This is a genomic window from Cellvibrio sp. UBA7661, from assembly GCA_002483365.1.
In the GTDB taxonomy this organism is placed as follows: Bacteria; Pseudomonadota; Gammaproteobacteria; order Pseudomonadales; family Cellvibrionaceae; genus Cellvibrio.
The window spans coordinates 30,751-53,986 of sequence record DLHT01000013.1 but is presented as its reverse complement, the minus strand read 5'-3'; the positions used below and the strand labels follow the sequence as shown (position 1 = coordinate 53,986).

The window sequence follows — 23,236 nt, the reverse complement described above, 5'->3', positions numbered from 1 at the left end:
ACGATAAAAAATGGCGCAGCAAAGCTGCGCCGAATTTATCAACAGCGACGATAAAACGGGAAAAGCAGAAAGGGATTCACTATAAAACTGTCATCCCTAGCATGAGTCGAATACTAGGGCTTTAACAGAAATGACAACAAGCGGTTACATACGTATTCATAGGGAAAAGCAACATTACATACGTATGCAATATTTTTATTTCGCAGCGTTAAAAAATGCATGTTATTAGCAGGAAATTTTTTAGTCGTAAAAAAGGATGACCAAGACTCACATGTGCGCTCTGAGCGCAGCCAATTGTGATTTGTGCGATGAGAAATTTAACGCACAACGACTAATAAAATCTTCTATCGTTTCAAGTTTGTATTTATTGGCGATTGCATTACCGGCACTTAATTGTTTTTGCTCGGGAAAAACACCGTAACCAGCTAACAGACAATGCCAGGATGCCGATGGGTAGTAACCGCCAATCTGTTGCCGCTCGATTTCTTGTGTGAGATTGTCTCCCGATACCCAGACTTGTAATAACCGGCGCAGCGAATCGGACAAGTAATTGTTATTGGCATTTTCTCGCCAGTAATCAGTATCGGTACGCGAATTAACACGGTAATGGCACACGATATAATCGCGTACTGCTTCAAAACGCTGGTTAATTTTTTGGTTAAATGAAGCCTGCTCTTGCTCGGAAAAATTGCCCTGCTCAAAGGCCTCGGCAAAACTTAAAATTGTTTCCTGCACAAGATGCAACGCGGTTGCTTCCAATGGTTCAATAAAACCTTGCGACAATCCCACAGCCAAACAATTTTTTGCCCAATGCTGCTCCACACGGCCCACGTTCATTTTCAGGTGACGCACTGGCACATCGGAATCCAACATATTCAGCTGTGTCCGCAGCTCAACTTCAGCGGCATCTTTTGAGCAGAATGCAGAGCTATACACATAACCATTTCCCACTCGGTTAGTGAGTGGGATATTCCACATCCAGCCATACTGTAGTGCAGTGGATGTTGTCTGCGGTGCAAAATCATCAACCTGTGCTGTCGGCATAACGACCGCAGAATCGTTAAACAGATTTTTAGCAAAACTGACAAAAGGCACCTGCAATGTTTTTTGGATCAGTAATCCTGCAAAACCGGTGCAGTCGATAAAAAAGTCTCCCTCCAATGCCTGGCCATCATCCGTCATCAGTTGGGATATATAACCTTGTGCATTTAGCCGGACATCCACAACACGATGATCCAAATGGGTGACGCCCAATTTTTTTGCGTGTTCTTTTAAAAACTGACCAACCAATGAAGAATCAAAGTGATAACCGTAACCCACCTGAAATGGAAAACGGTGATCGGGCTGCGGACCTAAATGATGGGATGCGAGATAGGTTGCCAGAAAAAATTTATCCGGATGCGCGTAAACATCCGCGCCCCTGCGCCGTACAAATGCATTATAAAAAAATGCCGGTGCAGAATAATCATCCGGCTGCGTAGGAAAGGGATGAAAATAATTCTCGAACCCTTTTTTGGTAGACCAATTACAAAACCGGATACCGGTTTTGTAGGTAGCGTTACAGGCAGGCATCCATTCCTGCTCAGCGATTCCCATGTAATCAAAAAAAGATTTGAGCTGCGGTGTTGAACCTTCACCCACACCAACAATACCAATATCGGTCGATTCCAGTAAGGCGATATCAATACCCCGGTTTGCCCAGCGTTTTGCCAGCATATTGGCTGCCATCCACCCCGCTGTACCACCGCCTAAAATGATAATTTTTTTGATCATACATACCACCTGATGCTGCAATCATCCGAGTATAGCTGACAACACGCTATTAATAGTTTCATCATCTTTTCTTTAAGGATTATTTTTAGCCCACAAACAGCGTGGATTAAACCAGCGGCGACCGGGGACTTCTATATAACGATAAGAAAAATGCGCAGAACCCAGCGTGAGCGCGATAAAAATCAGGATATAACCGCACTTTGCCAATAGCGGCATCTGCTCCAATTCATACTCCACTTTGACAAAAGGAAAACTGAACCAGAAAACGAAAAACCATAGGCCGTGCATTAAATAGATCGAATAGGAAATAGTGCCCAGGTACTGCAACAATGGCTTTTGCAATAGCGTAAAAAAAACGTTGTTGTTATAAGCTGCTGACAGAATCAAAAGTGCAAACAGCGGTATAACAATCAGGTCTGGCCATTTAAAATGAAATGTTGCCGCAATTCCCAACAACAGTGCAGCAAAAACGATATCCCGTTTTAGCCAGCGATGGACACAATTGCGCACATAAAACTGGTAAATACCCAGACCAATAATGAATTCAAACAAACAGCGCCAAAAACCATAATTGAATGTGATATCCAATTTTTTCTCTGGCAACCAATACACCAGTCCAGCTAAACATAAAAAGGCTGCCGACATAGCTATTACAACAATAGGTAATGATTTTTTCCATAAACCGATGATCAAGCCAAGCGCAGCAATATACGTCCACCATTCTGCACCAATAGACCAAGACACCATATTCCAGGAAAGATACTCATGCTGGTTCATTGCATTGGTAAACAATAAATGCGAGGGAATCGCACTCCAGGCAAAATAGGTTTTCCAACTGCCGTCTACTACCGCCGGAAAATAATAAGCAACTACAGGTGCAATCAGCACTAACAATGCCAGAGTAAACAAATGCAGAGGATAAATGCGGGCAAACCTTGCCCAGAGATATTCTTTAATAGCATGCGGCTTATTACTTGATTGAAGCCGCTCACCGTAGACGTGCGCAATAATAAAACCGCTGAGTAAAAAGAAAAAATCAACCCACAAGTAGCCCTGTGAAAATATACCCGTGCTGGTACGAGGCAATAACGCACCAAGGTCACGATAATAAAGACTGACATCAATATGAAAGACAACAACCCACAACGCAGCAAGACCGCGCAAAGGCGTCAGGGAATGGATATAGCGCGCGGAATCAAGGCTAAGCGCAGAGGAATGAGCTGGCTGCATACAATATCCCAACTAAATTATTTGCTGTTATGCGCGCAGAATAACCAAGGAACTTTTTGCAACCAACCCACTACATACGTATTCAGATGCTCAGTTTACAATTATTAATGCCAAAAATAATCACTAACAATGACAGCATTTATTTTTGCAATTGCAACACTAACGATTCCAATGGTGCTAACTGGATGGCGACATAAGCCCGCCCATCGCGCACCACCAACTCGTAAGTGTTGTTATTACCCAAACGCGATTGCAAGAGCGCGCTGCCGGAAAGATTCCAGGCGTTCACCAGCTCTGGTGTTACTTGCAAATTAAATGTGCGCGCTTCAGTTGCGCTGAAATTGCTGACGACTAACCATTGCTGCGCAGTATTCCAACGGGCGAATGCAAAAACCTGCTCATCGTAACCGGAATGATTTGCCAGATTAGCGCCATGCAGTTCACGATACTCGCCATTAAAACCCGATTCGTTTGCCGAGAGCGTCATCAGCTCGCGATAAAACTGCAACAAGGATTTTTCCGCAGGCGTTGATTGCCCTGCATCAAACTTACCTTTGTTCATAAAGCGCTGATGCGCAGGTACACCAGCGTAATCGAATATAGTGGTGCGCGATGGGTCGCCAAAACCGGATTCCAACGCGCCCGCTTCGCCAACCTCCTGACCAAAATACAACATGGTGGGCGAGCGACTGATTAATGCCGACACCACCATCGCCGGTTTGGCTTTTTCAGCACTGCCGGCAAATTCAGGGCTGGCGATGCGCTGCTCATCGTGGTTTTCCAAAAAGTGCAGCATGTGTTCTTCAATATCGCTCATGCCCGCCTGTACCGAGGCAATTGCACTGGTGCCGGTTTTACCTTGCATAATCGCTTTCAAGCTATCGTACATTTCCACTTTGTCGTACAGATAATCCATTTTTCCCAGCTGCAAATAATTGCGGTACTCAGCCGGGTTATAAACTTCTGCCAGTAAAAACGCATCGGGATTTTTGTGTTTAATCGATGAATTCAAATAGCTCCAAAATTCCACCGGCACCATTTCTGCCATATCAAACCGAAAACCGTCCACGCCTTTTGCTAACCAATATTCGGCAATTTGGCGGAATTTAATCCAGGAATCAGGAACCGATTTTCCCTGCCAGAATTGGTAATGCTCCTGCACCGTTTTTTGTGCACAACCTGCAGGCAATTCGGGGAAATCTTTGCTGCCATCGGGGCGAATACCGTAATTGATTTTTACGGTTTCGTACCAGTCATCAAATTTTGGTTGCGCAAGGCGCGAACCATTGCCAGTCCATTTCGCGGGATTTTCAACGAACTTTCCATCACTCAATGGATGTGCCTCGCCACCTAAAGGGCGATAATTATTCAGCGCCTCAGGCACATTAAATGGCTCGCCAACCACATAATAAAAATTGTTATCCCGCGCGTATTCCACTTGCGTGTTATCACGCGCACCAAAATCTTCAACACCTACGGGTTTACTAATGGAGTGATACGCGCGCGCAACATGGTTGGGCACAATATCAATAACCACTTTCATACCCTGCGCATGGGTGCGTGCAATCAATGCTTCGAACTCCTGCAAGCGATTGGCCGGATTCACTGCAAGGTCGGGATTTACGTTGTAATAATCTTTTACGGCATAAGGTGATCCGGCGCGGCCTTTGACCACATCGGGATCATCGTTACTGATACCGAAAGCGGTGTAATCGCGAATCACTGCATGATGCGGAACGCCGGTGTACCACACATGGCTTACGCCGAGCTGTTTGAGTGATTGCAAGGCGGCATCGTTAATGTCGTTGAATTTTCCAACACCATTTTCTTCCAGCGTGCCCCAGGGTTTATTGGTGGTATTGGTATTGCCATACAAGCGCGTGAAAATTTGGTAAACCACAGGTTTTCCTTGCGCATCTACTTTCTTTTCTGCATTGGGTTGCGGCGTGCTCGTACAAGACGCTAGCACCAACACCAAACCGCTCATCATCATTTTTGTTTTCATTGTATTTCCCGCCAGAACAATCCGCTTCATAATCAATTGCATTATTGTATTTCCAGAACCAGCGACGTTTTGGCCGGCAAAACCAATGAATCGCTGACTGCTATTTTTTTATTCGCCAGTACATCGCGCATGGTTTTCTTTCCGTTCAGAAATTCTTTATAGGCACCCAAAGAATGTGTTGTGTCTTGCTTGTTTTTATTTAACAACACCATGACGGCTTTATTATCCAAGTAGCGAACATACACATACACACCTTTTTCCGGTGCGTAGTGGCGCAAATGCCCGCGATGAATCACCTCGGATTTTTTACGCCAGCTGAGCAAGGTTTTCATAAACAGTTGTGCGTCTTTTTCTTTACTGGTCAGCCCTTTTCCAGTGAACGCATTTTTACTATCATCTTTCCAACCGCCGGGCATATCGGCGCGTACGGCACCGTCGTCACGCTCTTTAGGACTGGTCAATAATACTTCCGAGCCGTAATAAAATTGCGGAATGCCGCGCATGGTTGCACTGTAAATCATTGCGGTCTTGAATAAATCCATGTCTTCATTCAGCACCGAATAAATACGCGAGGTGTCATGATTTTCCGGGAAGACCACTAAATTAAACGGATCAGCGTATACAAAATCATTTGCCAGCATTTCATACAAGCGGACAAACCCTTTATCCCAACTCTCTTCTTCTACCAACACATGGCGCAGGGTTTCGTGGATTGGAAAATCCATGACGCTTGGCATGTGCGATACATGCCCGCTTTTGTTTTCTTTGCCCCGCTGCCAATGGGCGACTACTGCCGGGTTTGTGCTCCACTCTTCACCCACAATATTAAACCGGGGATATTCATCCATAATCGCTTTTGCCCAGCGCGATAAGAATTTCTCATCGGCGTAGCCGTAAGTATCTTCACGCACACCGCTCAGGCCTGCGTATTCAATCCACCACAAACTATTCTGGATTAAATAATTTGCCATTTGCGGATTGCGCTGGTTTAAATCCGGCATGGAATTAACGAACCAGCCATTCACAAACAGTTCTTTATCGCGCGTGTCTGCATAAGGATCTTGCACTGTGGTGCGACGATGGTTGGTAAATTCGGGCGCACTTTGAAAATTAAGCCAATCGCTCGCAGGTAAATCTTTCATCCACCAATGCTCCGAGCCTATGTGATTGAGTACGATATCCTGAATAACACCTATCCCTTTTTGTTTTGCTTTTTGCACAAAGCGTTTGAAATCGTCATTGGTGCCGTAGCGCGCATCAATCAAATACAAATTGGTAGCGGCGTAACCATGATAGGAATATCGCGGCTGGTTATTTTCAGTGAGCGGATTTGGCCAGATTTGGGTAAAGCCCATACTGGCGATGTAATCCAGATGTTGCATCATGCCCGCAATATCACCGCCGTGACGGCCGCCTTTATAGGCGCGATCGGGCTGCTCTGTTAACCCAGGCATTGCATCGTTCGCGGGGTTGCCGTTGGCAAAACGGTCGGGCGTGATTAAATAAATGGCATCTTTTGCAGAAAAACCCTGACGCTGTGCAGAATTTTTTTCGCGTTCGAATAACGCATATTCAAAACGACTTTGTGTTTCACCATTGAGCTGAAATTCAATAGGAAATTTTCCTGGCTTGGTGTTAGCCGCAATATCGATAGTGACAAATACATAATTGGGGTTATCGGTTTTTACTACCGAAAGAATTTTTACGCCAGGGTATGCAATGTGCGGCTGTGTTGCACTGATGTTATCGCCATGCACCATGAGTTCAACCTGATGGTACTTCATACCCACCCACCAGTTAGCAGGCTCCAAGTGGTAAATAGTATGTGACTGGGCGAATGCCGTCAGGGTGCAAAGTAATAGCAGCAAGGGAAGTAACCGCATCATTGTTATTCTCCTATTCATTTTTTTAATTTTTTTCAGTTGGCTCGCACTCATCAAACAAACAATTATTTAAAAATGAGTGAGGGCAGATAAAAAATCACCCACATGGCACGCCATGCGGGTGATTGATTTGCTCAAGGTCGTACTGGCACTGCCATTACATCTTGTAGTTAACACCAAAGAAGTATTGACGGCCGAAGTACTGGATAGAACCGGTTTGCGCTTCAGTACCAAAGTAGGTTTTTGAAGGCTCATCAGTCAGGTTGTTCACCTGGAATACCAGCTCAACACCATTGTCGAATTCGTAAGACGCTTGATAGTCCACTACTGATTCATCGGCGTAGAACACTTCTTGCGTTTCAACTGCAACCTGGTTGGCCACAAATGCTTCGCGGTAGCGATAGTTCAAACGGGTTGAGAAGCCTTCGTAGTCATAGAACAGGGTTGCACTGAGGTTGCTTGGTGACAAACCTGGCATACCGATATCTTTGTCTTCACCGCCCAGATTATTGATACGCTCAACGTCACTTTCAGTGTAGGAATAGCTGCTGCTCACACCCAGACCAGACCAAATGCCTGGCAAGAAATCGAAGGTTTGGGTGTAACCCAATTCAATACCCTGAATGTAGCCACCTTTGGTGTTGTTGTAAGCGGTTTGATATTCACCACCTGGCTTCAGTGGATTACCAGTGTTGGGGTTAATATCCGGTACGTTGAAACCGAGTTCTTTGAAATCAACACCGCGCAGGGTAATGTTTTCAATGAACGATTCGATATCTTTGCGGAACAATGCAATAACGATTGCACCTTCGGTATCCGCAAAATAGTGCTCGTACGACAGGTCATATTGATCGGCATAGAATGGATCAAGCAATGGGCTGGTATTGCCCCATGCATTGAATCTATCTTCGCCGTCAATCCAGGAACCTGCACCCGATTTCAATTGGCTCACCGGTGGACGCGACATTACTTTTGCAGCAGCAAAACGAATGTTGTCTTGCTCTGTAATTTGGAAATTCAGGTTCAACGATGGCAAGTAATCGGTGTATTTCTGGCCGAGAGTGTTAGGCACGTAATCATTGCTGACAACACCGCGCTCGTCGGCGATAGCTTCACCAGCGCCTGCACCAATTTGCAAATAACCGGTACTGGATTGATCAGATTCAACCACACGTACACCCAGGTTACCTGTCACAGGCGTTGAGCCCATTTCAGTTGCAAAATTTGCCATGACATAACCAGCAAGTACATCTTCGGTCACGGTACCTGATTGGATCATGGTCCAGTTGTTGGACCAGTTTGCAACAGGATTCCAATCGCTGCCACGAGCCTCTTCAACAGCAGCAACGGCTTCGTCAAAATCAATCGCAAAGAAGTTAGGCATGCCTTTAAGGTCGCCGCCAAATTTGACCACTTTTACCATGTCGTCAGTCAATTGAATCGGGAATTCAGAAGGGTGGTTACCAAACTCTGAACCATAACCTTCCTGACCGCGCTTACCGGTGTATTCACGTGAAGAGTTGCGAACACCCGCTTCAACAGAGGTTACAAAACCGGATTCAAATTCGTACTTCACATCCACTTTTTGCGCATTGATTTCGTTGTGGGTAATGAATGGCCACTGCCCCACTTCAGTCAACGCAATACGGTTCAAATCGGTGTAGTTTTGGTTAGCAGTAAAATCTGCAGGGTTCAAACCATTGTTTTTGTAGGTAATGGTTTCTGGTGAACGCACTGGATTAACAACACTGGTATCGTTGTACAACAGTGCACGGGTGCCACCGTTTTGGAAATCGCCATCGGATTCAGAGAAAGATACGTCTGCATTAACGGTCCACTGATCCAATTTCCATTCAGCATTCAAACCATAAGATAAAACTTCCGCTTCGCGTGAGTCGTTATCGTTAACGGTAAATACGGCAAAGTTGCTTGTACCATCGCCGGATACGGTGCCGCCAATCATGCTGTTGCCAGAAATAATCGGGTTGGTAATGCTGTTGGCAGAGCCGAGTGTTTTCACACGGATACCGCGCGCAAATGCTTCAGAGTCTGCTTTGGTATTAAATACATCGCCCTTCAGGGTAAAGGTATCGCTCGGTGCCCACACGAAAGTACCGAGGTAACTATCGCGCTGCTCTTCACCGCCGCGCTGTTGCATTTCCATACCTTCGCTGATGAATTCATCATCGGCATCGCCGTCGATATTGCCGCGGCCATTGTATTGCAGACCAATGTATTGGTTGGCAACACTTGGCGCGCTCAGCTTGGCGTAACCAAATGCAAGGCCAAGGGTATCGTCAGCAAATTTACCTTGATAAGACGCATTAAAACGATGGCCCAAATCAATTGCATCTTCTACTTCTGAAGTGCGGCTATTGGAGCTACCGCGGATTCCCATATTGAACGAGTGATCCTGGGTATTGTTCAGCGGGTTAACGGTAGTCAGTTCGATACTGCCCGCAACACCACCTTCGATAAGCGATGCTTTTGGTGATTTGTAAACCGCCGCTTGTGAAATCAATTCAGATGGATATACATCAAATTCAATTTTACGGCCGGCAATAGGGCCGGTGCTGGTACTGACTTGTTCACGGCCATTCATGGTAGCGAAAACAAAGTCACCGCTCATACCGCGAATGTTCAATTCACTGGCTTGACCACCAGTGCGCACAGAGGTGACGCCAGGCAAACGCGACAGCGAGTCAGCGATAGAAACATCGGGCAAACCGCCGATATCATCGGCAGAAATCGCTTCAATAACAGTATCGGAATTGCGCTTTGCATCAATTGCATTCAAAACGCTTTGACGGAAACCGGTAACAACAACTTCTTCAACTTCTTTCTCTGCCGCAGCAGATTGGGTTTGAGCATAAACAGTAGACGAGCCCGCTACCATAGCCATGGTAGTGGCCAGTGCGAACATGTGGTTAAACGATGGCTTTTTCATGATTTTATCTCTCCGCGGAGGTATAGCTTTTATTTTTAACGTATTGCGTGAACGACGGTCCTTCTTACGCGATACGGGGAAATATGCGCAACACAGAATGGTTCTGTCGTTGAAATGATGGTAGGCCTTTGCTATCGACTCTCACAATAGAATGCATACGTATTCAAAAGACCGCATACGTATTCAAAAGACCGCATACGTATGCATTCACAAAAATAATGGAACCAATACCAAAGTGGTTTTGCGGAGTTAAACGTTGTTGCCCGTAGTTTCCGGTCAGGCCACTTTCATTGCGGCCTTTTCCAGCAGTGAAAGCTGCTCCATATGGGGTTTGAAATTCAGCGCACAACCACGGATATACGCATGCACTTTTTCCACATCGTACTGGTGTGCCAATTCATTGCCAGGTTTTAATTGCGCCTGTGTTGGGTAAATCCCTTTTCCTGCCAGCAGGCAGCTCCAGGAGACGTTCGGAAAGTACGCATCCAGCTTTTGGCGTTCCAATTCATCGGTGATATTTTTACCTTGTATCCAACTGGTCAAAATCGCGCGCAAGGAATTGGAAATTTTTTCATTGCGCCCGTTTTCAATCCAATAATCGGTGTCAGTACGCGATGAAATACGGTAGTGACACACAATGTAATCGCGCACCGCATCAAAGCGCGCATTAATGCGGTTATTAAAATCCTGGCGAAATTGGTCGGTATAGTTGCCGTTATTATAAGCCTCAATAAAACGCGCAACAGTTTCTTGCACCATATCCAACGCAGTGGCTTCCAGTGGTTCGATAAAACCCTGTGCCAAGCCCACCGCCAAACAGTTTTTATGCCACTGTTCGGATACGCGCCCAACTTTAAATTTCAAATGACGCGCTTCTATATCCGCATCCAACAAACCCAAATGCGCACGAAATTCTGTTTCTGCATTGTCTTTGTCGCAAAAGCGCGAGCTATACACATAACCATTGCCATTGCGATGAGTGAGCGGAATTTTCCACGCCCAACCGTATTTCATTGCGGTCGCAATGGTTTGTACATCAATGTTATCTTGCTGCGGCGTTGGAAATACCACAGCGGAATCATTAAACAAACTTTCTGCACAGCTGATAAACGGAACCTGCAATGCTTTTTGCAACAGTTCACTGTTAAAGCCGGTGCTATCTACATAAATATCGGCTGTAATTTCTTGCCCATCGCGCATTTTGAGCGAGCGGATACTGCCATCATCTGCCAATATCACTTCTTGCAAGGTAGCCTGAATATATTTCACACCTTTTCGCGCGGCAACTCGCGCTAAAAATTTGCCGAGCAAGGCAGAATCAAAGTGATAGCCGTAATTAATTTCAAACGGAAAATTAGGCGGCGCAATCGGCGCTAGTTTTTGCCGCGCCAATTCAGTTGCCAAAAAGAAATGATTGGGATGCCCTTCAAGATCAACGCCGTTACGGCGCAAATGACTGTTATGAAAAAATGCAGGCGCGCTGAATTGGTCAGGCTGGGATAAAAACGGATGAAAGTATTCCGTGAATCCGGGTTTGATGGACCAGTCTTTAAAGGTGATGCCGGTTTTGTAAGTGGCTTTGCATTCTGCCATCCACTCGCTTTCTTCAACGCCGATTACATCCATAAAACTTTTAAGCGGCGGTGTTGAGCCTTCGCCAACACCGATGATGCCGATGTCCGGTGATTCCACCAAGGTAATGTCAAAACCTTTGTCTTGCCAATGGGTCGCCATTAAATTTGCCGTTATCCAACCAGCGGTACCACCACCCAAAATCAATACGCGTTTGCCATTCATCACAACACCCATAACCACACCTTTTTCATCGCTGCTTTTTTTATAAAAAAACCGCCCGTCAAGTCGGCTCGACGGGCGGTTCCTGGTTGCCGCTGGGAATTCCCAGTGTTATTTCAGGCGATTAGAACTTGTAGTTCACACCAACATAGAACTGACGACCAAAGGTTTTGTATTCGCCCAAACGACCTTCTTGACCGTAAGACAATACAACCGGCTCATCGGTTACGTTAGTGATTTCAAACACTACATCCACACCGTTATCGAACGCGTAGGAAGCCTGGTAATCCACAGTGGTATAGGGCTGACCAAGTACCGGTGTAGAGCTGCCAGGTACAGGCATATTCAACACATACTCATCGCGATAACGCACGTTGAGGTTGGTGCTGAATTGGCCTATATCCCAGAAGCCGGTCACAGACCACACGTTTTCAGACAGACCTGGCAGAGACAGTTTGTCCTGGAACAGTGAACCACCGGTAATTTCCATTTCACTCTGGGTGAAAGAATAGCTCGCGGTAGCGCCCAAGCCACCAAAAATACCCGGCAATGAATCAAAGGTGTAAGTACCGGCCAATTCCAGACCACGGATGTAACCGCCCTTCTCATTGTTCACTGCAGTTTGGTAAGTACCTGCCACCATACCGGCTGGAATTTCCAAACCATTCGCCTGGAAGATTGGCAATGTGTCTTCAGTAACAATCACATTACCGCTGCCATCCAATACCGGATTGCCATTGCTGTCGCGTTGGATAGCCGGATTGTAAGAAATATTTTCTACCAAACTTTCAATATCTTTCCAGAAACCGGCAACAGTCACTGCACCGCCATTATCAAAATAATGTTCGTAAGAAATATCAAATTGGTTAGCGCGGAATGGATCAAGGTAAGGAGAACCTTTGGTCCATACGTTGTACTGGTTGCCACCGCGATCACCGCCATTCCATGAACCAGCACCGCCTTTTAATTGGCCTGCTGGTGGACGGCCCATCACTTTCGCCGCTGCAACACGCAATACATCGTTATCGCTCAATTCAAAGTTCAGGTTCAAACTTGGCAGCGTATCGCTAAACTCAGGGCCGTATTCAACGTATTTGTAGTTGGTCTGGGTAACACCTACATCATCGGTAATCGGTTCGCCGTTACCTTCACCAACGTTTTGTACGCCTTTGGATTTCACATCGGATTTCACATAGCGCACACCGATATTACCGGTCACCGGAATGCTGCCCAATTCAGTTTCCAAATTGGCCATTAAATAAAATGCATCGGTTTGTTCTTCAAGCGCACCAGATTCAACAAATGTCCAATCGCGGCTGAATACTTGCTTGCCTTGGTAATTACCCGGACCAAACAATTCATCGGCCAGACCTTGCATGTTCACCACAAAGTGATCAGGTGCACCATCGACTGAACCTACCGACACAAAGCCATCGATTTCTTGTGGAGTACAAGCAATAAATGGATCGGTGATGTTATCGGCGCAATAGGACTGCCAGTTACCGCTGCCATCTACATAACTGAATTGACCATCGCGTGCGCCGTACAGGAAAGTACCGCGCTGTGAATCAAATACACGCTCGGATACACGCACACCTGCTTCAAACGATTTGATCAGAGGCATTTCCACTTCTTGTTTCAAATCCGCTTTAAAGCTTTCCACTTCATCGGTGTACACGTGTGGATATTCTTCATAGCGAGACAAACGCATATTGCTGCTGGTCAGCAAGTTAGGATCGTTAAACGAAATGGTTGGCGTTTCTTCGCCATTTTCTACGATGGAAATAGTTTGGCCCGCAAGTTCTTCCCAGGTAGGTGCAGTGACGGTTGTGCCATTCAGGTTGCCGGTTGCAGTACCGAATTGATACGCGTGCATAGAAACCAAACGGTCTTTACGGGTTTTATCACCTTTACTATCGGTGTAATCCAGTGTGAGCGTGGTGGTATCGGTCAGTTGGAATTCCAGATTCAAACCGATGCTTTCAGAATCTGCATTGGTGGATTGGTCTTCGGTACGCGCTTCAATCCACGGCGAAGAATCACCGGTGGTTTTGGGATCGCCAATGCTGATAACACCATTAGTTACCGATGCATTTGATAAACCACCCACGGTTACACCATGGCGTTTGTCTTCTGATTCAAATTCGGATTTGAAATAATCCAACTGCGCTTTGAATACATCGTTTGGTTGGAACACAGCGGTCAGCATATAAGCATCGCGCTGATCGTCACCGTAGCCGGTTTGGAATTGGTAAGCGCGAGCAAAATCAGAATTGGCAGAAGCGTAACCAATTTGGCCATCGGCTGCTGCGCGTGAGCCGTCGAAATTGTTGGGCTGGGTCAGGCTGGAATAACCCAACGCAACACCCAAAGTGCTGTCCAGGAATTTGCCTTGGTATGAAAGACTGTAACGTTCACCATCGGCATCACCGGTTGCATCGTCGTTGTGCGACAAACGCACGCCCGCGTTAAAGTTGTGATCTTTTGCCGCTTGCAGCGGGTTAACTGTTTTCAATTCAACTACCGCAGCAACACCACCTTCAATGTGCGATGCTTTTGGAGTTTTATAAACTGCTGCCTGGCTGATTAATTCAGCCGGGTATTGGTCGAATGACATCCAGCGCAAACTTTCAGTGTACGAACTGGTAGTGGCTTGTTCGCGACCATTCAATGTGGTTTGAATAAAGTCGCCATTCATACCGCGAATATTTAATTGCGATGATTGGCCTGAATCGCGCACGGTGGTTACACCGGGAATGCGGCCCAGTGCATCGGCAATCGATACCTGAGGCAATGAACCTACGGCAGACGCATCAACTACGTCGGCAACTACGTCAGACTGACGTTTGGTATCGATAGAGTTCAACACCGTTGCGCGATAGCCAGTAACGGTAACTTCTTCTACTTCAGAAGCTGCCTGTTGGGAATAAACGGTTTGTGAGCCTGCCACCATGGCCATGGTGGTAGCCAGAGCAAGCATGTGGTTGAACGATGGTTTTCTCATGATTTTTGTCTCTCCGCGGAGGTATAGCTTTTATTGTTAACATAATGCGTTAACGACGTTTCCTTCTGCGCAAATAAGAAGAAACCTGCGCAATGCAGAATGGTTTTGTCGTTGAAACGATAGTAGGCCTTAGCCCTTATCTCTCACAACCGAATGCATACGTATTCAAAAGACCGCATACGTATGCAATCACACAGATAACGCAACACGGGTTACCGGAAAACCTTCTGTTGTAATCCTACTCCTCAAGGTGCAATAGGGTGTTTCACTTTAAATCTAGTTGAAGACTAGCTGATTAATTATTTCAATCCAGCAATTTAAAAACCAAAAGTAAATAAAGAAAAATTCTAAGAGAATAATTAGTGATATAAAAAAGAATAAAGCGACAGCAGAACGGGAGATACAAAAGGAGATGTAAAAGGGTATGCAAAAGGAGATATAAAAATAGACATAAAAAAAGAGGGCATTAAGCCCTCTTGCAAGCGAGACCAATAACAAAGGGAAAAGCAACTAACGAGAAAAAACTTACCGGAAAAACAATTAATCACATTAACTACATTAACTACAGAAAACACGAGTAACAAAAAAATAGTATCAACTAATGGCAACACAACAACCGTGTGCTGCCACAAAAATTACATCACACGCGCAATAACCGCTCCGTAAGCAGGCACAGAAATGCTACCCACAGCGCCAGTTACCGAGCCAAAACCATGACCGGCAATTTCATCCAGCTGATAATTCGTGCCCAGTGAAATAACCTGTTCAACATCAGAGAAACTAAACGCGCACAACAGCGCATCGTTACCATGACGGCGGATAAACACCAAATAATCCCGGGCATCTGCTACAAATTCAATATCACCCAAACGCAATGCAGGCTGCTGTTTGCGCCAGTGCATAAAGGTGCGATACGCATTGAGTATGGAAGCGGAATCATCTTCCTGCAAACTCACCGCTTTTGATTTGTGATCCGGCGCAATCGGCAACCATGACTTTATTTGCGAAAAACCGGCGTGTTCATGGCGGTGATCCCATGGCATAGGCGTACGGCAGCCATCGCGCCCTTTAAAACGCGGCCAGAAAGTGATGCCATACGGATCTTGCAATTCATGCTGCTGGATTTCCGCTTCAGTCAGACCCAATTCTTCGCCCTGATAAGCACAGACACTACCGCGCAATGAGAGCAACATCGCATTCAATGTTTTAGCTAATTGGGGCGATTGTTTTTTACCGCCCCAACGCGACATCACACGCACAACGTCGTGGTTGCCGATGGACCAGCACGGCCAACCTTCCAACAAATTCTTTTCCAGGGTTTCTACCGTTTCGCGGATATAAGAGCCCGACAACTGATCGACCAACAATTCAAAACTGTAGGCCATGTGCAAGCGCGAATTACCCGCAGTGTATTCCGCCATGGTTTTCAATGAATCTTCCGAGGCGATTTCACCCAGGGTTACAGTGCCAGGGTAGCGATCCATTAATGTGCGCAGCGATTCCAAAAACTGCAGGTTTTCAGGGCGATCACAATCAAACACATGACGTTGGAAAGCATAGGGATTATCTTCACGGAAACCGCGCCCTCTACGCTCCTCAACCGGCTTGGCGGGATTATCGCGCAGCAATTTATCGTGATAGCAAAAAATAATTGCATCCAAACGCAAACCATCGACGCCGCGTTTTAACCAGAACTCAACCTCATCCAGAATTTGCGCGCGTACAGCATCGCTGTGGTAATTCAAATCCGGCTGGGTTTTTAAAAAGTTGTGCAAATAATATTGGCAACGGCGCGGCTCCCACTCCCATGCCGAGCCACCAAAAATAGCCAGCCAATTATTCGGCGGCGTGCCGTCTGGCTTGGGGTCAGCCCATACATACCAATCGGCTTTGGGGTTATCGCGCGATTCACGGCTCTCGGCAAACCAGGCGTGCTGGTCAGAAGTATGGCTAAGCACTTGGTCGATAATAATTTTGATGCCGCGCGCATGGGCCTTTTCAATCAGCTCATCAAAATCAGCAAGGGTGCCAAAAATAGGATCGATATCGCGATAGTCACTGATGTCGTAACCGAAATCTTTCATTGGCGACTTAAAAAACGGCGACACCCAAATGGCATCCACGCCGAGGCTCGCAATGTAATCCAGTTTGCTAATGATGCCGGGAATATCACCTATGCCGTCGTTGTTGGCGTCCATCAAACTGCGTGGGTATACCTGATACACCACCGCACCGCGCCACCAGGGAGTTGTTGTCATTTGCGGGAATCTCTTGTTATTTCTTTTTTTCAGACATCATTCATTCCTTGGACCGCCCAAGGCTAATAGTCTGAATTGCGTATGCCAAACATACGCGAGCCGTTTTTTTTCGCCAAGTGACTACATACGTATGCAAGTCGGCAAGAGGCCGTTTGCCCCTGAAAAATTCATAGAATACGTATTCATAACCCACAAAAAATTTTATGCAGCCCAAAAAAAGCGGGCTACTCTCAGATGCATACGTATGCATTCTGAATACGTATGCACGCCCTTGAGTTGATTCTAGCCAACGCCTATGGTGTCGAAATAGTCATTTCTGCTATGACAGGCGAGGCTTATAGCCGTGCAGACATAACAATGCAGAAAATACTCCAATTCGAATAAAGACCGGATTTTTAATTTGTACTTCCATCTACACACCGATCTACATATCGATCGATAAGAATCATCCAACAAGAGCAATTTAAAGAGAGTGTTGTCATGAATAATATGAAAAAAAATCTTCTCGCTGTATTTATTGGGAGCAGTCTGCTGTTGAGCGGCTGCTCAGACAAACCAGCATCCACTGACAACACCAGCACAGTGGCCGTTGCACCGGGCGCGCCGGGAAAAAGTGCGGTATGGGCATATGCCGGTAAAACCGGAATTGGCACTTCCTATGAGACCTACACCAACGGCGACTATAACGATACCGGTGCAAGCGGCACTATTTCCAAAGTCTGGTTCTCTATTGCGCAAGGCGTACTCACTGAAACCATGTTTGGTTTGATTCACGAAGCGCAATTACAAGAGCTGCAATTTTTTATCAAAGGCAGTGACTTTTTGGATGAAGAAAAGAAAGACACTGTATCCAGCACACACTATCTCACCACCGATGCACAAGGCCGCCCACAATCGCTCGCATACAAAATTGTGAACAAAGATAAAGACGGAAAATACGAAATTGAAAAACATTTTTTCACCGATCCTGATTCACAAACCTTGATGATGCGTGTCATCGTGCGCGCACAAAATGACGATGTCACCGCTTATCTGTACGCCAACCCTGCGGTTGCCAATACCGGCAGCAACGATAGTGCAATCTATTCCAAGGGTGCATGGACAACTACCGACGGCAACACCAGCATGTCACTCAAAACCAGTGCACAAGTGACGCAAAGCACCGTCGGTTTTGAAGGCGTATCCGATGGCCTTGATGACCTGAAAAATAACGGCGCGCTCAGCAAACTTTATACCTCCACCGGCGACACCAAAGGCAATGTGGCCTTCACGCTGGAATTGCCCGCCGTGAAAAAAGGTGAAACCGCGCAGTGGGATTTTGTATTGGGCTTCGGTAAAAATGAAACGGAGAGTATCGCCGCTGCAGACAAAACATTAACAACGGGTTACGACAAAGTGCTCGCCCATTACAACGGCGATGGCGATGCAATTGGCTGGCAAGATTTTTTACAAAAATTACCTGCACTGGAAACTTTATCGGCCACCGCTACTGACGGCGGAAAATTACTGTACACCAGCGCCATGGTATTAAAAGCACAGGAAGATAAAACCCACGCAGGCGCATTCATCGCATCGCTCTCCAACCCCTGGGGCGACACCAAACCGGCAGAGCAATCAGCCACCGGTTATAAAGCGGTATGGCCGCGCGATTTTTATCAAGTTGCAATGGCGATGCTGGCACTGGGCGATACCGAATCACCGCGCATCGCGTTTGAATATTTGCAGCAAGTACAAGCGAGCGACAAGATCGCAGGCTACACCGGAACACCCGGTTGGTTCTTGCAAAAAACCCACGTTGATGGCGAACCTGAATGGGTAGGCGTGCAGCTTGACCAAACCGGTATGCCATTGATGCTCGGCTGGCGCTTGTGGAAAGAAGGGATATTGAGTGATGCAGAGATTGCTGACTGGTACAAAAAAATGCTCAAACCTGCGGCCGATTTTTTAGTAGATGGCGGCGCGGTAAAAATCATGTGGAACGACACCACCATCAAACCACCGTACACACAGCAAGAGCGCTGGGAAGAGCAACAAGGTTATTCGCCCTCAACGACTGCCGCCGTTATCGCAGGATTGGTGTCTGCTTCTGACATAGCCGCACAAGCAGGTGATACTGAAAGCGCCGCAAAATATGCAGCAGCAGCCGATAAATATTCCAGCGAATTGGAAGCACTAACCTACACCACATCCGGCTCACTCACAGGTGAACTGGGCAACAGCAATTATTATTTGCGCATCAACGCCAACGACGATCCTAATGATAAAGGCGCGCTTGACACACGCAATGCGCAAGTGATCAGCGATGAATCGCAAGTGATTGACGGTGGCTTTTTAGAATTGGTGCGTTACGGTGTACGCGCCGCAAATGACAAGCACATCCTTGAAACACTTCCAGAGTATGACAACCAACAATTGCCTGATTTACTGCGCCTTAAATATGAATTCACCTTCCCTGGTGTTGAGGGCAAATTCCCCGGCTGGCGTCGCTATGGAATTGATGGCTATGGCGAAGATGTGCAAACCGGTTTTGGTTATGTGGAAGCCAACAACTCAACCCAAGGGCGCGGACGCGTATGGCCGTTCTTTACCGGTGAACGCGGCCACTATGAATTGCAATTGGCCAAAACCAATAACAGCATCGACATGGAAAAATTGCGCAATACTTATGTAAAAGCAATGGAGCTGTTTGCCAACGAGGGCATGATGCTGCCCGAACAAGTCTGGGACGGCGTTGGCAACAACGATGCCTATCACTATGCACTGGGCGAAGGCACTAACGGCGCAACACCACTGGCATGGACACACGCGGAATACGTGAAATTATTGCGCAGCTACAGCGATGGAAAAGTGTGGGACAGAAACGCGAGCACTGAAGCGCGCTATGTGAAGTAATCGGCCTCGCTCTTTGGCAAGCGCTATACATCAAGCATCCCGTTTTCAATTATTTTGAAAACGGGTTTTGCGTTTAAACACAGCGAGTATTTCGCGCACAATCAGCAACACCAAAAGATCAATAAAACAAAATGATTTACTGAACCAAATGATGAACTAAAAAATCACTATAAGAAAATAAACCTTACCGATAACAACGCTAACAAAGGCGCTACACGATGAAACAACCCACGCTCCCCTTCTGGCAAGTCTGGAATGTCAGTTTTGGTTTTTTAGGGGTACAACTCGGATTCGCATTGCAAAATGCCAACGTCAGCCGTGTGCTGTCGGATTTAGGCGCAGACCTGCATTCACTTTCACTCTTCTGGCTCGCCGCACCCATTATGGGTTTGTTAGTGCAGCCAATTGTCGGTGCCGCATCTGACCGCACCTGGAACCGCGTCGGCCGCCGCCGCCCTTACATCCTTGGCGGTGCGATTGCCGCCGCTATCGGCATGCTGCTGATGCCCAACGCATCGCTATTCGTCGCATTTATGGCGCCTATGTTATTTGGCGGAATGATGCTGGCGTTAATGGACGGTGCATTTAATGTGACCATGCAGCCGTTCCGCGCACTGGTTGCCGATATGGTGCCCGATGAACAACGCACACTCGGTTACTCCATCCAGGCGCTGCTGATTAATATCGGCGCTGTAATCGGCTCTATATTGCCGTTTGTGCTCACCAATCTGATCGGGCTGGAAAATACTGCCCCTAAAGGTGAAGTCGCTCCTACGGTCACCTGGGCGTTTTATATCGGTGCCAGTGCATTATTCCTCACCGTGCTCTGGACAGTCATTCGCACCAAAGAATATGCGCCCGCCGATTACAATCGCTACAAAGGGTTAACAGCTGCGGCACCGGCAGAAAAAAAATCTATTGCGCAACGCTTGGGAAATTTCTGGCAATTATTTATCAATATGCCCAAGACCATGCGCCAACTCGCCGTGGTGCAATTTTTCTCCTGGTTCTCGCTGTTCATTATGTGGGTTTACACCACACCAGCCATCACCCAACATATTTGGGGCATAGAAGCCAAATGGTTTGATGCCGATTATTTACATTCACTCGATACCATTCCGCCAGAAATTGCCGCCGCAAAAGGCGCAGCAGGCGACTGGGTGGGCATTATTTTCGCTGCCTATTCACTCTTTGCTGCACTCTTTTCGATTGTACTGACACGCATCGCCAATCGCTTTGGCCGCAAGCTCACCTACTCGCTCTCACTACTTGCGGGTGGCTTGGGTTACATGAGTTTTATTCTGTTTCAAAACCCGGAAGTGGTGCATGTGAATTTGTGGCTGACGCAAGTAGATGTGCCCAAGGGCGCGCTGGAATTATTAATCCCCATGATCGGCATCGGCATCGCCTGGGCTGCCATTCTCGCTATGCCTTACGCGATTCTTGCAGGCTCATTACCTGCAGATAAAACCGGCGTTTACATGGGCATTTTCAACTTCACCATCGCCGCACCGCAAATTGTCTCTGGCTTGGTTGCAGGGCAAATTTTGAAATACGTTTTCCACAACGAAGCCATTTATATTTTGGTGCTCGCCGGCGCATGTATGATTTTAGGCGCTCTTTCAGTGTATTTCGTGAAGGATGCTGAGACAAAAATCGAGTTGGCTCCACAGGGGCATTGATATTTAAGAATGCGAAAAATAAAAAGCCTGTCAACTTTTAATTGACAGGCTTTTTTCAAGATATCTAAAAGAATTAGCAAATTAATTCTGTAACAACCTAAATCAGACAGATCAGAGCAAATTAATAACCGACACTAATTTCACACTTTCCGCACTTTTCTTAAAAACGGCAAATCCTCCAACCAACATATTGTCTATAACCTGAGCTTCAGCATAAACCCAACAATCAGATGCCGCAGTTAAAACAATAGGCTCACCACTAATGGATTCCGACAGTGGCGCAATGACATCTTTTAATGAGGAATCCCATTGATCAAAAGCCAAGTTACAAATTTTTTCAGACATGCCATAGTGTGGCAATTTATTGTCGTCTTTAATTGGCAAACTGGGAAATATTAGTTTCAGACTAAATGGTGTTTGGTCTTTCACCAAGAACTCCATATCTTCTGTTATAGAAGAAGCTGAGAAATTAGCACTCAACTCTTCTCCTCTGCCACCAAGATTACCCGATGTAAATTTTCTAACAAGGTATATTCCAGAAGGGTTTGCTGCCGACTTAAACTTAGATACATCGTCATTTGGCACAGCAGTAGAAAATAACTGAGCTGATGCCTCAAATGAACTATCCACTTCTGCGTCACATGAAAAAAGAAATACTGAGAGAATAATTCCGGCAAAAAAACGATACTTCATATCAACCTCCATGAATTCATGATTGATATTAATGTCTTGGCATAGTTGGGGTCAGTTGCGTACCCTGCTTTTTGAAGCCCTTCCGCCCATACCTTAGGGTCTTTTGAATTAAACAGAGACTTGTATCTTATATTTCTCTTAAGGAAAGTAGTTCGACCTGAAATAGATTCAGCAAAACTATTATAGGCTTGAAACTTATCGATAATTTTTATTCTTTTTCCATCGATCACTTCATGAGTATAAACATTTACCGACCCAGCAGTGCCAACCCCCTTAATACCAAATAAATTGTAACTGTACTTTTTGGTATTAATATCAGTTGGTACAGCACCACCGTAACCTGTCTCAAGAATGGCCTGAGCAGCGGTGACTGCGGCTGGAACACCAGAACTCAACTCCTCTTTCTTGGCAGCCTCAAAGACTCGCCTAACAAACTCTTCTTTAGTAAGCGATTTCAGATCAACACTCTCGGATACAGCGCCACTTAAGCACAAATCAAAATTTTGACTGGTATTATTCTGACTTCCAAAAGTTCCTGCCAACAATGTACTAGGCGTCAGCATAGATTCGATTTTGCTTGTTTTGGATATCGAAGCATCTTGTTTTGCTGTCAATATGGTTGAATTTAATTTTTCAAGCGTTTTTCCTGTGGGATCAATACGACCATCTGGAATGGGAAAGCGTACTAAAACTTGCTGAAACCGACGGATGGCTGCTTTCGTCTTTTGCCCGGCGACACCATCTTCTTTTAGAGGAATTAGAGGTGCTAGCATGTTACTTTTTATGACTAGATTTAAAGCTTTCTGTATAACAAAAACATCTGATCTATAATTTTTACCATTCTCGCCAACAGAATATGAAATCCTTAATGCGCTCATTACTTCTCCTTTTATTTACTACCTTGTTAAAGTGAATCCCATTAGTTTTAGTCATATAATCAGCCATCCCAAATAGACTGCAAATACCGACTAACACTCTTTTAACTGAAATATCCAAACTCAGAGCATAGAATATATCTTTTATGCAAAGCATTGCTCGAACACAATTCACATTAACTATCGCATCCACATCTCAA

12 protein-coding genes are annotated in these 23,236 nt (G+C 46.0%); 2 read left to right on the top strand and 10 right to left on the bottom strand.

The annotated features are described in order from the left end of the window. Positions 1-267 precede the first annotated feature (267 nt). The 8 genes from B2739_RS11255 to B2739_RS11220 all read right to left on the bottom strand — a co-directional run bounded on the left by B2739_RS11255 (position 268) and on the right by B2739_RS11220 (position 16,894). Positions 268-1,773 carry a tryptophan halogenase family protein gene (locus B2739_RS11255; protein WP_331345953.1) on the bottom strand — a complete coding sequence of 502 codons (1,506 nt, stop codon included), beginning with the start codon at positions 1,771-1,773 and terminating at the stop codon, positions 268-270. Between the two features lie 72 nt (positions 1,774-1,845). Further along, complete coding sequence (locus B2739_RS11250) at positions 1,846-3,003, bottom strand: acyltransferase (RefSeq protein WP_331345952.1); 1,158 nt, start codon at positions 3,001-3,003, stop codon at positions 1,846-1,848. Between the two features lie 139 nt (positions 3,004-3,142). Further along, a complete protein-coding gene (locus tag B2739_RS11245) occupies positions 3,143-5,008 on the bottom strand; it encodes an alpha-amylase family protein (protein ID WP_331345951.1) in 1,866 nt (621 codons plus the stop codon). Between the two features lie 41 nt (positions 5,009-5,049). Further along, entirely contained in the window at positions 5,050-6,894 is a 1,845-nt protein-coding gene (locus B2739_RS11240) for a glycoside hydrolase family 13 protein (protein ID WP_331345950.1), read from the bottom strand. A gap of 154 nt (positions 6,895-7,048) precedes the next feature. Further along, a complete protein-coding gene (locus B2739_RS11235) occupies positions 7,049-9,838 on the bottom strand; it encodes a TonB-dependent receptor (RefSeq protein WP_331345949.1) in 2,790 nt (929 codons plus the stop codon). A gap of 276 nt (positions 9,839-10,114) precedes the next feature. Then, positions 10,115-11,647, bottom strand: a complete 1,533-nt coding sequence (locus B2739_RS11230) for a tryptophan halogenase family protein (RefSeq protein ID WP_331345948.1) — start codon at positions 11,645-11,647, stop codon at positions 10,115-10,117. Positions 11,648-11,756: 109 nt separating this feature from the next. Next, the gene (locus B2739_RS11225; protein ID WP_331345947.1) at positions 11,757-14,636 is read right to left on the bottom strand and encodes a TonB-dependent receptor; all 2,880 of its coding nucleotides are present in this window, start codon (positions 14,634-14,636) and stop codon (positions 11,757-11,759) included. A 635-nt stretch (positions 14,637-15,271) separates the two neighbouring features. Beyond that, entirely contained in the window at positions 15,272-16,894 is a 1,623-nt protein-coding gene (locus tag B2739_RS11220) for an alpha-glucosidase family protein (RefSeq protein WP_331345946.1), read from the bottom strand. Between the two features lie 480 nt (positions 16,895-17,374). On the opposite strand from B2739_RS11220, the gene B2739_RS11215 reads away from it, so the two are divergent. Together B2739_RS11215 and B2739_RS11210 are read left to right on the top strand one after the other, a co-directional pair. Next, positions 17,375-19,786, top strand: coding sequence for a glucan 1,4-alpha-glucosidase (locus tag B2739_RS11215; RefSeq protein WP_331345945.1), 2,412 nt, complete (start codon positions 17,375-17,377; stop codon positions 19,784-19,786). Between the two features lie 218 nt (positions 19,787-20,004). Then, positions 20,005-21,468, top strand: a complete 1,464-nt coding sequence (locus tag B2739_RS11210; RefSeq protein ID WP_331345944.1) for an MFS transporter — start codon at positions 20,005-20,007, stop codon at positions 21,466-21,468. Positions 21,469-21,579: 111 nt separating this feature from the next. On the opposite strand, the gene B2739_RS11205 is transcribed toward B2739_RS11210, so the two are convergent. Together B2739_RS11205 and B2739_RS11200 are read right to left on the bottom strand one after the other, a co-directional pair. Further along, positions 21,580-22,161 (bottom strand): hypothetical protein, encoded by a 582-nt coding sequence (locus B2739_RS11205; protein WP_331345943.1) that lies wholly within the window; start codon positions 22,159-22,161, stop codon positions 21,580-21,582. Beyond that, positions 22,158-23,039, bottom strand: a complete 882-nt coding sequence (locus B2739_RS11200; RefSeq protein ID WP_331345942.1) for a glucosaminidase domain-containing protein — start codon at positions 23,037-23,039, stop codon at positions 22,158-22,160. Before B2739_RS11200 ends, B2739_RS11205 begins: the two co-directional genes overlap by 4 nt. Between the last annotated feature and the right edge of the window lie 197 nt (positions 23,040-23,236).